Source organism: Lysinibacillus boronitolerans JCM 21713 = 10a = NBRC 103108 (genome assembly GCF_000772935.1).
In the GTDB taxonomy this organism is placed as follows: domain Bacteria; phylum Bacillota; class Bacilli; order Bacillales_A; family Planococcaceae; genus Lysinibacillus; species Lysinibacillus boronitolerans.
Genome location: NZ_JPVR01000075.1, coordinates 145902 through 162038 on the forward strand (window position 1 = coordinate 145902; position 16137 = coordinate 162038).

The 16137-nt window shown below is 36.8% G+C and carries 14 protein-coding genes; 13 read left to right on the forward strand and 1 reads right to left on the reverse strand.

Annotated elements, in window-relative coordinates; translation table 11 throughout:
- Positions 1 to 25 precede the first annotated feature (25 nt).
- The 11 genes from CD31_RS12960 to CD31_RS13010 all read left to right on the forward strand — a co-directional run bounded on the left by CD31_RS12960 (position 26) and on the right by CD31_RS13010 (position 11502).
- Positions 26 to 1609 carry a glutathione ABC transporter substrate-binding protein gene (locus CD31_RS12960; protein ID WP_036078168.1) on the forward strand — a complete coding sequence of 528 codons (1584 nt, stop codon included), beginning with the start codon at positions 26 to 28 and terminating at the stop codon, positions 1607 to 1609.
- A 66-nt stretch (positions 1610 to 1675) separates the two neighbouring features.
- Entirely contained in the window at positions 1676 to 2599 is a 924-nt protein-coding gene (locus CD31_RS12965) for an ABC transporter permease (protein WP_016993406.1), read from the forward strand.
- Positions 2600 to 2612: 13 nt separating this feature from the next.
- Positions 2613 to 3509: an ABC transporter permease gene (locus CD31_RS12970; RefSeq protein ID WP_052125378.1), complete on the forward strand. Its 897-nt coding sequence runs from the start codon at positions 2613 to 2615 to the stop codon at positions 3507 to 3509.
- Positions 3510 to 3520: 11 nt separating this feature from the next.
- A complete protein-coding gene (locus tag CD31_RS12975; protein WP_036078171.1) occupies positions 3521 to 4513 on the forward strand; it encodes an ABC transporter ATP-binding protein in 993 nt (330 codons plus the stop codon).
- Entirely contained in the window at positions 4506 to 5471 is a 966-nt protein-coding gene (locus tag CD31_RS12980; RefSeq protein ID WP_036078174.1) for an ABC transporter ATP-binding protein, read from the forward strand. Before CD31_RS12975 ends, CD31_RS12980 begins: the two co-directional genes overlap by 8 nt.
- Positions 5472 to 5489: 18 nt before the next feature.
- Positions 5490 to 6368, forward strand: a complete 879-nt coding sequence (locus tag CD31_RS12985) for a sugar phosphate isomerase/epimerase family protein (protein WP_036078176.1) — start codon at positions 5490 to 5492, stop codon at positions 6366 to 6368.
- A gap of 13 nt (positions 6369 to 6381) precedes the next feature.
- The gene (locus CD31_RS12990) at positions 6382 to 7440 is read left to right on the forward strand and encodes a Gfo/Idh/MocA family protein (protein WP_036078178.1); all 1059 of its coding nucleotides are present in this window, start codon (positions 6382 to 6384) and stop codon (positions 7438 to 7440) included.
- Between the two features lies 1 nt (position 7441).
- On the forward strand, positions 7442 to 8323 hold the full coding sequence (locus CD31_RS12995) for a sugar phosphate isomerase/epimerase family protein (RefSeq protein WP_026023428.1): 882 nt from the start codon (positions 7442 to 7444) through the stop codon (positions 8321 to 8323).
- A 14-nt stretch (positions 8324 to 8337) separates the two neighbouring features.
- On the forward strand, positions 8338 to 9489 hold the full coding sequence (locus tag CD31_RS13000) for an ROK family transcriptional regulator (protein WP_016993400.1): 1152 nt from the start codon (positions 8338 to 8340) through the stop codon (positions 9487 to 9489).
- 18 nt (positions 9490 to 9507) lie between these two features.
- Positions 9508 to 10509, forward strand: a complete 1002-nt coding sequence (locus tag CD31_RS13005) for an asparaginase (protein WP_016993399.1) — start codon at positions 9508 to 9510, stop codon at positions 10507 to 10509.
- Positions 10510 to 10521: 12 nt separating this feature from the next.
- Positions 10522 to 11502 (forward strand): N-acetylglucosamine kinase, encoded by a 981-nt coding sequence (locus tag CD31_RS13010; protein WP_036078179.1) that lies wholly within the window; start codon positions 10522 to 10524, stop codon positions 11500 to 11502.
- 57 nt (positions 11503 to 11559) lie between these two features.
- Here the strand turns inward: CD31_RS13010 and CD31_RS13015 are convergent, their stop codons facing one another.
- Positions 11560 to 12726, reverse strand: a complete 1167-nt coding sequence (locus CD31_RS13015) for an FtsW/RodA/SpoVE family cell cycle protein (protein WP_052125379.1) — start codon at positions 12724 to 12726, stop codon at positions 11560 to 11562.
- A gap of 244 nt (positions 12727 to 12970) precedes the next feature.
- Between CD31_RS13015 and CD31_RS13020 the strand changes: the two genes are divergently transcribed.
- Both CD31_RS13020 and CD31_RS13025 read left to right on the forward strand, forming a co-directional pair.
- Positions 12971 to 14641 carry a methyl-accepting chemotaxis protein gene (locus CD31_RS13020; RefSeq protein WP_036078184.1) on the forward strand — a complete coding sequence of 557 codons (1671 nt, stop codon included), beginning with the start codon at positions 12971 to 12973 and terminating at the stop codon, positions 14639 to 14641.
- 350 nt (positions 14642 to 14991) lie between these two features.
- Entirely contained in the window at positions 14992 to 15945 is a 954-nt protein-coding gene (locus tag CD31_RS13025; protein ID WP_004225462.1) for an L-threonine 3-dehydrogenase, read from the forward strand.
- Positions 15946 to 16137: the final 192 nt, after the last annotated feature.

Here is a 16137-nt window from a genome sequence, read left to right on the forward strand (position 1 = left end):
TATTTTTACAAAGGGAGTAGATGAGATGAATTATGTTAAAAAATTGGTTTTTGTAATTCTATGTACATTGCTTTTAGCGGCATGCTCAGAGAAAGACAATTCTAACGCATCAAATACTGGGGACAAGTCTACTACAGAATCAGGTACAGCTAGTTCAAAAAATGAACTTGTTATCGCTGTAAATGAAAACTTTATTTCAATGGATCCGCATAACACTGGGGATACAAATTCGAGTTCTGTACAGGAGACAATGCTAGAAGGATTGTTAGGCTTCGATGCAGATGGTCAAATTATTAAGGTTTTAGCAGATGATTATTCAATTAGTGAAGACGCTCTTGTCTATACGTTCAAACTTAAAGAAGGGGTTACTTTCCATGACGGGGAACAGTTTAATGCTGAGGCTGTAAAGGCCAACATTGAGCGAATCATGAATGATGAAAGCTTACGTTTATATTCTCGTGGTTTTAGCTTAATCAGCAATGTTGAAATTCTAGGCGACTATGAAATTAAAGTTACTTTAAAAGAACCATATGGACCAATGATTACACGTTTCGGAGTTGCCAAAATGATTAGTCCAAAAATGATTAAAGAAAATTCAGCAGATATACCTAAAAAACCTGTTGGTACAGGTCCTTATAAATTTGTTGAATGGGTACAAGGAGATCATTTAACAATTGAAAACTTTGACGGCTACTGGGATGGAGGAGAACGTGTTGCTAAAATCACCTATAAACCAGTGCCAGAAAATGGCTCACGCGTAGCGATGCTAAAAGCGGGTGATGCACAGGTTATCTATCCAGTGCCAGCTCAAAATATTGATGAGCTTTCTAATAGTAAAGGTGTAGAGGTAAATAAGGTCCCTTCTACAATTGCACACTACGTTTCATTAAATACCTATAAAAAACCTTTGGATGATATTAAAGTTCGACAAGCCTTTAACTATGCGGTGGACAAGGATGCTTATTTAAAAGTGGTGAATGCTGGACTAGGTTTACCATTAGACTCCATTATTCCTTCCAAAACCGTTTATTATAAGCAGCAAAAAATGTATGAACACAATATTGAAAAGGCAAAAGCATTATTGGCTGAGGCAGGCTATCCTGATGGCTTCGATATTGAAATTTGGGGGAACACAAACTCAGATACGATGAAGGGTATGCAGTTTATTCAACAACAGTTAGGTCAAATCGGTGTAAAAGTAGAAATTAAATCAATGGAAGAAGGTACTTTATCAGACGAAATCTATGGTGCACAAACACCAGAGGATGCGAAATTACAAATGTGGTATGTGAGCTGGTCAGCCTATGCTTCGGATATAACGAATGCGACAAAGCCTCTTTTCCATAGCGTATCATTCCCACCGAATGGTGCAAATACAGCTTACTATCATAATACAGAGGCAGATCAATTAATGGATGAAGCTAACTCCATTTCAGATGTAGATCGCCAAGCTGAATTATATGAAAAGTTACAGGAAATTGTTTATCAAGATACACCTTGGATTTTCTTAGGGGTAGATGAGGTTGTATATGGTGTACGTTCAAATGTCAGCGGTGTGCAAGTAAACCCTACAGGTGGACTTGATGTGAAGAATGCCAAAGTCGAGTAATGAACAATAAAAGGAATTGATGCTCGTCAATTCCTTTTCTACAAAAATAGAAAGGAGGAAGGCAGCATGTGGAAGTATATAGCAAGAAGAACTGTTGAAATGATACCAATATTAATCGTCATTTCCATATTAACATTCTTATTTATTCATTTCATACCAGGTGACCCTGCAAGGTTAGTAGCTGGGAAGGATGCCACGCTAGAAGATGTTGAAAACGTACGCCATGAGTTAGGTTTAGATAAACCCATTCTTAAACAATACGTGGATTATATGAAAAATCTTGTGACGGGTGAGCTTGGAACATCTTTAACAACAGGACTACCTGTCATAGATATGTTTAAAACAAGGTTTATGCCTTCTCTTCATCTTACTTTCCTTTCCATGTTTTGGGCTACATTAATGGGTTTGGTAATTGGTGTTGTTTCAGCCATCAATAAAAACAAATGGCCTGATTATTTTGGAATGGTAACGGCTGTTTCTGGTATTTCAATTCCAGGATTTTGGCTGGGCTTATTATTGATTCAATTATTTTCAGTGCAGCTAGGGTTATTTCCAACAGGTGGATTAGATGGCTTTTCTAGTTATATTTTGCCCTCCTTGACCTTAGGGGCTGGCATTATGTCAATGATTGCTCGATTTACTCGCTCTTCTATGCTGGAAACGTTACAAGCAGATTTTATAAGAACAGGGAGAGCAAAAGGACTGAAAGAACACTCTGTTATTGTGACCCATGCTTTAAGAAATTCCTTAATTTCTGTGGTAACAGTAGCCGGCCTACAATTCGGATTTCTATTAGGAGGATCGGTGGTAGTGGAGACAGTCTTTAGTTTTCCAGGGATGGGACGACTTCTAATCGATTCGATTGCCTTTCGAGATTATCCCGTCATTCAATCTGCACTGCTGTTATTTGCATTTGAATTTATTTTAGTCAATTTAATAGTTGATGTGCTTTATACCGTGTTAAATCCAAAAATCCAATTAAATTCTTAAGGGAGGGAACAAAATGACTTCACCAACTACTATGCAAAATAGCCAAGTGCAAAATACACAAAAAAAATACTCTCCTCTTAAAGAATTTTGGAAGTCTTTTAAAAAACAAAAGGCTGCTTTGGTAGCAAGTATCTTTATAGTGTTGTTAATTGTAGTCGCTTTTATTGGTCCTTATATCGCACCGTACGACCCTTTTGAACCGAATTATGATGCTTTATTAGAGGGACCAAGTGCAAGTCATTTGGCAGGAACTGACGAGTATGGTCGAGATATTTTTAGTCGTTTGATAGTAGGTGCAAAAATATCCTTGATGGTGAGTTTTAGTGCCGTATTTTTAGGCTTAATACTAGGAACTATTTTAGGTTTAATTAGCGGTTACTTTGGTGGGTGGATTGACAAAATCATCATGCGTAGCTGTGATGTATTGTTTTCATTCCCAGATTTATTATTAGCAATTGCCATTGTAGCCTTATTGGGTCCTGGTATTAATAATGTCATCATTGCTGTGATGATCTTTAGTGTGCCATCTTTTGCACGTTTAGTCAGAGGTGCTACATTGAATGCGAAAGAGAATGTTTACGTAGAAGCAGCACAATCAATGGGAGCTTCACATGTTAGAGTGCTGTGGAAACATATTTTCCCTGAAACCATTAGTGAATTAATCATTTTTGTCACAATGCGTATAGGAACAGCCATTTTAGCAGCTTCTGGTTTAAGTTTTTTAGGCTTAGGTGCAAGCCCTGAGATGCCTGAGTGGGGAGTAATGCTAAGTAGTGGGCGCGACTATTTAGGGACATCTTCGCACGTAGTCATCATGCCAGGCATTGCCATATTTTTAACCGTACTAGCATTTAACTTAATAGGTGATGGATTACGAGATGTCTTAGATCCAAAAATAAAAAATAATTAAGGAGAATGCCTATGCCAGAACATGTATTGCGAGTAAGTGACTTAGAAACGTCCTTTACGCGTGATAAAAGGGAAATCAAGATTTTAAGAGGTGTCAATTTTTCCATCCGTAAAGGAGAGATATTAGGCTTAGTGGGAGAATCGGGTAGTGGAAAAAGCTTAACATCGTTATCCATCATGCAATTATTTCACGGTACTACAGGCAAAATCGTCAATGGCTCTATACATTTCAATGGACATGACTTGACGAAAATGTCCGAATCAGAAATTCGGAAGATTCGTGGCAAGCAAATGGCCATGATTTTTCAAGAGCCCATGACCTCTTTAAATCCTGTCTTAAAAATAGGCAAGCAGTTAATGGAAGCAATTGAGATGCATTTAAAGCTGCCGAAGAACGAAAGTAAGCATCATGCAATCCAAATGCTAAAAAGCGTTGGCATAGGAAGAGCTGAGGAAATCATTTATGAATATCCACATCAGCTATCAGGAGGAATGCGCCAGCGAGTTATGATTGCAATGGCTATGGCCTGCCATCCTAATTTACTTATTGCTGACGAACCAACCACTGCGCTTGATGTCACGATACAAGCTCAAATTTTAGAGCTCATGAAAAAACTAAAGGAAGAAAATGAAACAGCTATTTTATTAATCACACATGATTTAGGTGTTGTAGCGGAAATGTGCGATAGAGTAGTTGTAATGTATGCAGGGCAGGTTGTAGAGGAAGCAGATGTCTTTGAGTTATTTGCTAGCCCCAAGCATCCCTATACAAAAGGTTTAATTGCATCCGTACCGAAAATTGGTGATAACAAAGAAGTATTAGAATCTATTAATGGTCAAGTACCATCCCCACAAAATATGCCGAATGGTTGTAAATTTGCTCCACGATGTAATCAAGCGATGTCTATATGCCATCAGGAGAGTCCACCGACAGTAAAAATTTCAGCTACTCGCCAATGTAGCTGCTGGCTATATGTGAAAAAGGATGTGGAAGTAAATGCCTAACAGTATATTAAAAGTGGAGAATTTAAAAAAGAGCTTTCAAATAGCAGGAGGGCTATTTCAAAAAAAGCAATATGTTAACGCGGTCATAGATGTTTCCTTTGAAATAGAAGAAGGTACGACGTTTAGTTTAGTTGGGGAAAGTGGTTGTGGTAAATCTACTACAGGTAGATTAATCACTAGATTAATAGCACCAACGAATGGAAGTATCATTGTGGACGGGAAAGAAGTAGCAACTGCAAAGCAATCTGAATTAAAGCATTTAAGGCAAACTGTTCAAATGATTTTTCAAGACCCATATGCCTCTTTGAATCCAAGAATGAAGGTCAAGGAGCTTATTGGGGAGCCTTTAGAAATTCATACAAAACTTTCAAAAGCAGAGCGTGAAAAACTAGTGCTTGAAATGCTGGAAGTCGTTGGATTAAATGCTGAACATGCTGATCGCTATGCGCATGAGTTCAGTGGAGGACAAAGGCAGCGTTTAGGTATTGCACGCGCATTAATAACAAAGCCAAAATTAATTATTGCTGATGAGCCCGTTTCTGCGTTGGATGTATCTATACAATCGCAAATATTGAATCTATTAAAGCAATTGCAGCAAGAATATAAAATATCTTATCTCTTTATTTCTCACGATTTAAGTGTTGTAGAACATATTAGCCATTATATAGGGGTCATGTATTTAGGGTCCATTGTAGAAATCGGGCGTAAAGAAACCATATTTAATGAACCAAAGCATCCCTATACAAAAGCGCTCATTGCATCCGTACCGATCGCAGACCCAACATTACGAAAAAAGAAGATCGTTTTAACTGGTGATATTCCAAATCCTAAAAATCCGCCAAGTGGTTGTACCTTCCACACAAGGTGCCCCTTTGCATCAGATATATGTAAGCAAGCTATTCCGGAAATGAAAAAAATTAACGAAGAGCAAAGTGTCGCATGTCACTTTGTCAACTAATCGAAAGGGTGTATAGAAATGAAAATAGGGTTAAGCACATATAGTATGGTCAAAAAAATGAGACAGGGGGAAATGAATGTACTGGATGTCTTACAATGGGTAGCAGACAACGGTGGACAGCATGTAGAATTAGTACCCTATGAATTTACCGTTGTAGATAACTATGAACTTGCAACTCAAATAAAAGATAAAGCAGCAGAGCTAGGATTAGAGCTATCCGCCTATTCGTTACCAGCTAACTTTATTCAGGATACGGAGGAAGCTTTTTTAGAAGAGGTTGAACGTTTAAAGAAGCATGTTGATGTCGTACATCATATGGGCATTCACATTATGCGCCATGACGTTACTCTCTTTACTTTACCAAAGGAGCAAACGTCCATTCATTATTACAACGAGCACTTCGAAGAGATGGTTAGAGGCTGTCAGTTAATTGCAGATTACGCGAAACAATTTAATATTACGACAACGATTGAAAATCACGGCTTTAATGTTCAAACAAGTGATCGTGTACAACAATTAATTCATGCGGTAAACAGAGACAACTTTAAAACAACTTTAGATATCGGTAATTTTTTATGTATTGATGAAGAACCTCTAATTGGTGTTATGAAAAACGTCCCTTATGCTGCTACGGTGCATTTTAAAGATTTTTATATTCGTCCTTATTATGAAAATCCAGGTGAGGGCGAATGGTTCCGTACAGTTCATAACAACTACATCAGAGGTGCTATTGTGGGACATGGCGATATAAATATTCGAGAAATTATTAAACTCGTAAAAGGCAGTGGATATGATGGCTATCTTACTATTGAGTTTGAAGGGATGGAAGATTGCCAAGTTGGTTCAAAAATAGGGATGGATAATGTACGTCGTTTATGGGACGAATGCAAGCTCTAAAGGAGGAAAGAACATGGACAAATTAAAAGTTTGTGTCATTGGCACAGGTTCTATTTCAGATTTTCACTTAGGTTCCTATTCGAATAATCCATTCGTTGAGTTATATGGCGTGTATGATGCTTCTATTGAACGAGGCAAAGCAAAAGCAGTTCAATTTGGAGCAACACATGTTTTTTCTTCAAAAGAAGAGCTATTCGCAGATAAAAATGTGGATGCTGTAAGTATTTGTACATGGAATAATACACATGCCGAATTGGCGATTCTTGCTTTGGAAAATGACTTACATGTTCTAATAGAAAAGCCGCTATCTATGACTTATGCAGAGGCTCTAAATATCCAAAAGGTTGCAGAAAAGCATCAGAAAGTATTTCAAGTGGGCTATGTAAGACGGTTTGCCACAAATACCAAAGTACTGAAAAGCTTCATCGACGATAACAAATTGGGCGATATTTATTATGCCAAAGCTTCCTGCCTAAGAAGATTAGGGAATCCAGGAGGCTGGTTTGCAGAAATTGATAAATCTGGAGGCGGACCTTTAATTGATCTAGGGGTACATGTAATTGATATATGCTGGTACTTAATGGGGAGACCAAAGGTGAAACGTATAACAGGTCATACTTACAATCAGTTAGGAAATCGAAATCATATAGAAAATTTATCTTTTTACAAGGCTGCAGACTATGATGCAACTAAAAACACAGTAGAAGACTTAGCAAATGCCCTCATTACATTTGAGAATGGAGCGTCACTAATGGTAGACGTTTCCTATACACTACATGCCATAAAAGATGAAATAAGTATTAAGCTATATGGCACGAACGGTGGTGCAGAGCTAGAGCCAGAATTAAAAATTGTAAGTGAAGAGCATAATACGATTTTAAATATTCATCCTCAAATTAACGATTTAACATTTGATTTTGCGACAGCCTTTCAAAATGAAATCAATTCATTTGTTGATTGTTGCCTTCATCATTATGATTCAGTTGCACCTGTAGAGGATGGAGTAGAAATTATGAAAATCTTAGAAGGTATTTATATTTCTGCAACTGAAGGAAAGGAAGTTGTTTATTAAAATGGTGAAATTGGATAATAAAATCGGTGTGATAGTAGACAGCTTTCGTTTACCTATTCGTGAAGGTTTGTTAAAGGCGAAAGAAGTTGGTGCACAGGGGGTACAAATGTATGCCGTTTCAGGTGAGTTGGACCCCGATAACCTAAATGCTGAACAAAGAGCAGAATTGAAGGCGTATATCTTAGGGCTAGGTCTAGAAATCTCCGCATTATGTGGAGATTTAGGTGGTCATGGCTTCCAAGACAAAGCAGAAAATGCCAGAAAAATAAAAAAATCAAAAGAAATACTGCAATTAGCCAAAGACCTAGGAACATCCATTGTTACAACTCATATTGGTATTATTCCTGAAGATGAAAATGATCCAATTTATCAAACAATGCTGGAAGCCTGCGAAGAATTAGGACAATATGCTACATCATTAGATGCTTATTTTGCGATTGAAACAGGGCCAGAAACGAGTAAAACATTAAAAGGGTTTTTAGATAAGCTATCAACGAATGGTGTATCGGTTAATTTTGATCCTGCCAATATGGTGATGGTAACAAAAGATGATCCTGTAGCTGGAGTCAAACTATTAAAGAAATATATTGTACATACACATGTAAAGGATGGTATTCAACTGCAACCAACGAATCCTAAAGATGTGTATGGGTACTTAGGATACGATTCTGGAACATCTCATGATAAAATAGAAGAAATGGTGGAAAATGGAGAGTTTTTCAGAGAACTTCCATTAGGTCATGGAGATGTCAATTTCGAGCTTTATTTTTCAGCTTTACAAGAAATCGGATACAATGGCTATTTAACTATTGAACGAGAAGTGAGATCAAATCCCGAAAAAGACATCAAAGAAGCTGTACAATTCATAGAAAAGTTTAAATAGGGGTTGAATCTAATTTGAAAAAGCAAGATCAAGTACAAATGCGAAGACAAAATAAATATATTGTGCTTGACGCAATAAGGCAGATGGCGCCAATTTCAAGAATTCAATTATCAAAATATACAAAAATGAGCCCTACAACCATTACGCGTATTGTGCAAGAACTAGAAGCTGAAGGCTTTATTCTTGAAGGGGTATCGGAAGAAACAGCCATTGGTAGACGTCCTACGTTAATTCATATGCGCGAAGATGCTTTATATACGATTGGTATAGAAATTGACTGTTTTACTATTCGAATAGGTATATTAGATTTCTTAGGGAAGCTTATTGCCTTTCAGGAAATCAAATGTAACATCAAGCATCAATACGAAGAAGCTATACATCTACTAAAACGATCTATAGAAAATATCATGACAGAATATCAGATTGCTCACGATAAATTACTAGGCATTGGGATAGGAATTCCAGGAGTAATCAATAACGAGGAAGGGATAATCGTTTCCTCTGAGCAATTGAAGTGGGAAAACTGCCATATAAGAGAAGATTTAAATGGAGTTTTTGGTTGTGAAGTCATCGTAGATAATGAATTAAAAATGCAAATTATTGCTGAAATTGGTGATATCTATACACCACTGTATTCAAATTGTATTTTAGTCGGAATCGGAACAGGAATAGGAGCATCTATATTATTAAATGGAGAAGTGTATCGTGGCATTCAAAATAAAGCTGGAGAAATAAGCCATATAACGATTAATCCCTTTGGTGAGATGTGTCACTGTGGTAAAAGAGGGTGCTTATCCATGTATGTTTCTGAAGTTACGCTGTTAAAAAGAACACCTAAAAATCTTAATATTCAATCAATAGAAGAGATTTTGCATTGTGTTGATCAAGGCGAGCAATGGGCGGTTGATATTCAGCAAGATGTAGCTACTTTTCTAGCTATTGCCATCAATAATCTAGTTTGTTTATACGAACCAGAGGCTGTCATCGTCAGTGGAGAAATTATTGAGCACAATGTGACATTTCAAAAACTGCTTAGTGATAAGTGTAAACAGTATATATGGAAGGAATTACAACCCTACTTTGATTTACAGTTTTCCAATCAATTAAAAGAAGGGGTTGTTAAAGGAGCGGCATTACAAGCACAAAAGCAGTTGCTGTCTGTTTAAAGAAAGGTTGGTTGATTCGTGGCTTACTCAGAATTTTTAAAGGAGTATCGTTCAGGATTAATGGAAAATGTGCATTATGGACAAATAAGTGCTGTGAATCTAACGAAGGAAGAATTCGTCTCTGTAGGTCAAGATTATGAGCCTGTGTATTTTCGTTCTGCAGCAAAACCATTTCAAGCCATTCCCATTTTTATGACTGATTTTATAGAAAAGTACGGGATTACTTCAAAAGAAAGTGCATTATTTCTAGCTTCACAAAGAGGCGAAATATATCATCAAGAGGCATTAGTCTCTTTGCTGGAAAAACTTCCTATTAATGAAAATGAGTTAATTTGTGCAGCATCCTATCCATTAAATGAGGAACCTAAAACAAAGTATATTCAACAGGGATTTGAAAAGAGGAAACTATTTCATAATTGCGCTGGCAAGCATTTAGGATTTTTAACTGCATGTTTAGCAAATGGCTATGATGTCAAGCAATATTGTCATCCAGAACATCCACTGCAACAGATGATAAAAAAATATATTGCTTATTTAAGTGAATATGAGGTAGAGAAAATTCGTACAGGGATTGATGGCTGTGGTGCGCCCGTCTTTGCGATTCCGTTAAAAAACATGGCCATTGCTTATTTAAAGTTAGCACGACCAGAATTAATTGATGATCGACTGATTCGTGAAGCAGTAATAAAGCTTACGACAGTAATGAATCAAGAGAATCCTATCATTGCAGCACAAAATTTTATTTGTACGGCATTATTAAAGGACCCCAATATTGTGGCAAAGGGCGGGGCACAGGGCGTATACTGTTTTGCTCTTAGAAACGAAGGATTAAGTTTTGCCTTGAAAATTATGAATGGTTCAGAAAGTCCATGGCCGAATGTAATTGCTTCTGTATTGGAACAAATTCAGTATACAAATCAAGAAACAATTGACCGTATTAAAGCATTGTCTCCTGCATTTGTGCGTAATGATGCAGGGGTTGAGGTAGGAGAAATTGTTTCTACAATTAAAATCGTATAGAGGTGAAGGCACTTGTATGTTTTGGCAATTGATGGTGGTGGAACAAAAACACTTGCGACAATCTCAACTTGTCGTGGGCAAATTATGGCGCTAGCAGAAACAGGAAAAAGTAATCCCACATCCATGAGCTTCGAGCAATTTACTGAGACGATAACAGAATTAATAAATGATTTAAAAAGACAACAACCTCACGAATTTCAACACATTACAAAGTGCCATGCGGGCCTGTCTGGTGTAACAGAAAATAATAATGAAGAAATTACCCATGCATTATTAACCTCGCTTTTACCGAAAGACTGTCAACTATCACTATCGAATGATGGGTTGAACGCGCTGTATGCGGGAACATTGGGTCAGCCTGGCATTGTGCAGATTTCTGGTACGGGTGCGATTACACTTAGTATTGATTATTCGGGAAGAATTGAGCGTACAGCAGGATGGGGTTATATTTTTGATGATGAGGGCAGTGGCTATGATATTGGCATTCGTACATTAAAAGCGGTATTTAAAGCATTTGATAAAAGAGGTCCTGAAACGCTTCTAACAGCAGCAGTATTAGAATATTTTCAATTACAATCCGTTCCGCAGATAATTGAAGTGGTCTATGGTGAAGCACATCCGCGTGATACCATATCTCCTTTAAGTAAGATAGCAATTGAATGTGCTAAACGTGGTGATGGAGAAGCCAATACAATTATTGATCAAGTGTGCTATGTTTTTTATCAAAGTATAGATGCTTGTTACAAAAAAAATCCATTCACAGATAAGCGAGTCAAAGTAGTCTTAGCTGGTGGCGTTTTTAATGAATTGGAGCTATTTATTAAAAAGTTAATCACTATTGATAAAAAGAATAGTAATCAGTATGACTTCGTGGGTGCTTATAGCTTACCTGTAGGTGGTGCCGCTTTAGCTGCATTAAAATTACCAAGTAAGGAAGCCCAGCTATTTATCGATCAATATAATGCGAGTATGAAGGAGTTTTTAACGAATTAATCCCCCTTTAATCTAGCAAGTAGAGAATGCATGAATTTTTCTCTACTTGCACTTTTGTTAGTCCCCTACTTTAAACATATAACCCTTATATGAATTATGAATAATCATGACGATTCCAATAAGCATAAAATTGGATAGTAACGAGCTTCCACCATAGCTTAAAAAAGGTAGGGTGACACCTGTGACAGGTAAAAGCCCAATGGTCATGCCGATATTTTGAGTAATTTGAAAGGCTAGTAAGCTTGAAATACCTGCACCCATTAAGGTCATGAAGGGGTCTCGCGCTACTACCGTAATAACAACAATACGATAGATAACAAAAAATAGTAGAGCTATTACAAATGCTCCTCCAACAAAACCCAGCTCTTCTGCAATAGCGGAGAATATAAAATCGGTATGTTTTTCTGGTACATAGACATTGTTATGTAGATAGCCCTTGCCCACAAATTCTCCTGATCCGATGGCCATAAAGCCTTGGCGTACTTGAAAAGAAGAATCTGTATATTCATAAGGCTGAAGCCATCCATAAATTCTTGAAATCTGATGTCCTGATAGGGCACCTAAAACCTTCTCTGTAAAAAATTCATTAAATCGGACATAGAGCACTACTAGCGTACTGATAATAACTAGAGGAACAGCCGTAAATACGACTAGAAGCTTTCTATGAATACCTGAAAAGAAAATCATTGGTAAAATCATCGCCATATACAACATAACCATACCTGTATCGGGTTGCCTATAAACAAGTAGTGTAGGAGGAAGGACAATTAGCCCGATTTTTACAAGTAGCCAAAAATCTGCTAGATAAGAGGGGCGGACATTTTTTTCTTGATGAGCAATAATGACCTTACTTACAACTATTAAAAAAGCGAATTTTAAAAACTCTGATGGTTGGAGAGAACCTAAAAACGGGATTTGATACCATGATTTTGCCTGATTGATCGTCCGAGCAATGCTCTCAGGTGCAACAATAAGCCCAGCCGTTAAAGCAACTATTAGGAAGTAAAAGGGCCATCCAATCTTCTTTAGCTGTTCAATATCAAGTAAGGATATTCCAAACATGATGGTTAATCCGATGAGATAAAATAAGAATTGCTTGATAATAAAGGAGCTTGCATACTGTTCAAAATTTACACTACTAGAATGGACAAAAAGGCAACTAATAGCGCCGAGTATTAGAAGACTTATTACTAAACTCCAATCTAACTTCTTCAATTGCGTCAAATGTAACACCTCCATTCTCTATTATCAACGCTGACAATGTATGGAAGGTTGCGGATGTTTTTTCAAATAATAGTATGAATAAGAAGCTATAGTATGGCTAATTTAGCGAGTTAAATTACCTAAAAAGAACTAAATGATGGGTATAAATTCTTAATATTTCGATCAAAATTTACAAAAACATAACACTGGCTTTATATCTCTATACTATCATTATTGGTAAGAGTTGGAGGAGGAGCCAAGGACCATGCATTTTTTCCGTTTCATTAAGGTGAAGGACAAGTTACTTGTACTCATGATTGTTTGTGTATTATCGAATGTATTGCTAGGTGTATTCAGTGTAGATTATTTAAGGAAAATGTCGTGGCATGCAAGTGAGAGTTACACACAGGGACTTGTCCCAATTGGATGGCTAAATGAGCTTGAAGAATCACAGCGCCGACTAGATTTTATAGTAGATTCGAAAGGTGACGAAAAAGAAATGACAGCCATTTTACAAAACATGGCACAGCCTTTAGAGCAACTAGATAGCCATGAAATTGATAAAAAGATGAGTCATCAAATTAAGAAGTATAAGTCATTGCTTAAGAAGCAGGAAGAAGCCATTGAGGATTTTAAACAATTGAAACATGATGAGCTAGATCCATTTTATTTGCAAATATTCTTACCAATTAGTCAGGAGAGTCATGCATTATTAGAAGATACGCAAAATTATTTGGTTCAAAGAGCAAAAGACCAACAGCAGGCTTATCAAAAAGATGTGCAATTCGGTTATTGGTTATTAGGTGGTGTATGCTTAGCGGTTGTCTTGCTTGTTATCCTTATAGGCTTTATCGCAACGAAGGCAGTCAATGTACCAACACGTCAGCTAAAATCATTATTAAAACGTGCAGAACAAGGTGATTTCACTGCCAATGCAAGTTATGTGGCTCATGATGAGCTTGGTGAAGTAGTTTTGTCTTACAATCAAATGGTAACAGAGGTGAAACGACTACTCCATACGGTGACAGACAGTGCCTATGAAGTAGAAGAAATGACAGGGAAATTGCAGAAATCCTCTGAGCAATCATCAACAACGACATTAAAAATAGCGAAGGATGTACAATCGATTTCAGAATCAACGTCTGCTTCTTCTAATAAATTAGCTTCGAATACTGCTTCCTTAGAGGAAGTTTTAAATGATGTACAGGTTATTTTAGAAAAGGTTCAGGTTGTAGAAAGTTTTGCACAAAAAACGGCCAGAGATGCAGAAAGTGGAACTGAAATTGTACAGGCCAATTTAACACAAATGCAAGCTATTAAGCAGGCAGTTGAAAAATCTAATACAGCTATCTTTAATTTAGTAGAGCGGGCTGCATCGATTGATCAAATGATTGAGGTAATAGAAAGAATAACAGCACAAACTAACTTACTGGCTTTAAACGCATCTATTGAAGCCGCAAGAGCAGGAGAGCATGGTAAAGGCTTTGCAGTAGTGGCTAATGAGGTTCGCAAGCTTGCAGAGCAAACTGTTCAATCGACACAAACGATTACATCCATTGTACAGAACATCCATTTAGATTCGAGTTATGCGGTACAAATGATGGAAGGCGTTTTAGTAGCGACTGAAAAAGGTGTAGCTGTCACAGGACAAACTGCGTCAAGTTTTGATCAAATTTTAGAAAAAGTACATACGATTAAGCCTTATATTATGGAAGTATCTGCTACAGTTCAAGAGATTGCCAATCACACGAAGAAGGTAAGTGAGGATGCAGGTATGCTGACAGCTTTATCCGATACGAATGCCGTGTCTACTAAGCATGTTGCTGCATTAACAGCTGATCAATTAACAGCTCAGCAACAGTTCCATAATTATATTAAGGAATTGCGCAAAGTATCAAAAGTTTTGCAAATAGCTGTCAAACGTTTTTCGATATAATTTAATAGTAAAGAATAATATTGAAAAGGGGTCTTCTTTGCAAAAAATAGCAAAGAAGATTCTTTTTTGCATGGCTACAAAACTAGCTAATGAAAGCGTAAATGTTGTGTATTTTTGAGGTGTACAATTGTGTTTTATATATTTTTGTAGCACAATATTTTTTATGTCCTCATATACTGTGAATAAGGGATTGTATGTTCTTTGTAAGGAATATTATTAATATAATTGTTGTATTTTCAAAACGAACACATTATAATGAATTTCATTGAAAGTGTTATTAAATCAATGTTTATCAATACATTTTTGTACTTTACAGAAGTACAATTGTTCACATGTGGAGGTTTTGGGAAATGAAAAAGATTATTGTTACTGGAGCACTTGGTCAAATTGGTTCTGAGCTTGTAGAAAAACTTCGTGGTATTTATGGAGAGGACAATATACTTGCTACAGACATTAGAAAGCTTGAACATACTAAGGGCCCATTTGAAATATTGGACGTGACAGATGGACAAAGAATGCATGATTTAGCAAAGGACTTCGGTGCAGATACAATGATGCATTTAGCTGCGCTATTATCAGCTACAGCAGAAAGAAATCCATTGTTAGCTTGGAATTTAAATATGGGCGGGTTAATGAATGCGTTGGAGGTTTCACGTGAGCTAAATATGCAATTTTTCACGCCAAGCTCAATTGGTGCGTTTGGTCCGTCTACACCTAAGGAAGATACACCACAGGATACTTTGCAAAGACCAACAACCATGTATGGTGTAAATAAAGTAGCGGGTGAGTTATTATGCGATTATTATTTCAATCGTTTTGGTGTTGATACACGTGGAGTACGCTTCCCAGGATTAATTTCTTATGTAACGCCTCCAGGTGGTGGTACAACAGATTATGCAGTAGAAATTTTCTATGAAGCAATCGAACAAGGCAAGTATACATCGTATATTCAAGAAGGTACGTTCATGGATATGATGTACATGCCAGATGCTCTACAAGCTATCGTAGATTTAATGGAGGCAGACGGTAGTAAGCTCGTTCATCGCAATGCTTTTAATATTACAGCTATGAGCTTTGAACCTTCGCAAATCGCGGCAGAAATTAAGAAGCACTTACCGAATTTCACAATGAGCTATCAGGTAGATCCAGTTCGTCAGGCCATTGCAGATAGCTGGCCAAACTCTTTAAATATTGAAGCGGCTCAAAAAGAGTGGGGCTTCAAAGCTGAGTATGATTTAGCTAAAATGACGGTAGATATGTTAGAGAAATTAAAAATTAAACTGCATAAAAAAGCAATTTCATAATAGATGGACAACGGGTGAAGAACTAGACTTCATCCGTTTTATATATGTATATAAAAGAAAATTATTGGAATATATAGATTAAATTATGAAATTAAAATATAATAATATTCGGAATATTAATAGTATTCAGTTAAATTGATGCTATGAAGATTTCACAAGGGGAAATTCACAAATGAAGGGATGATGTGTTTT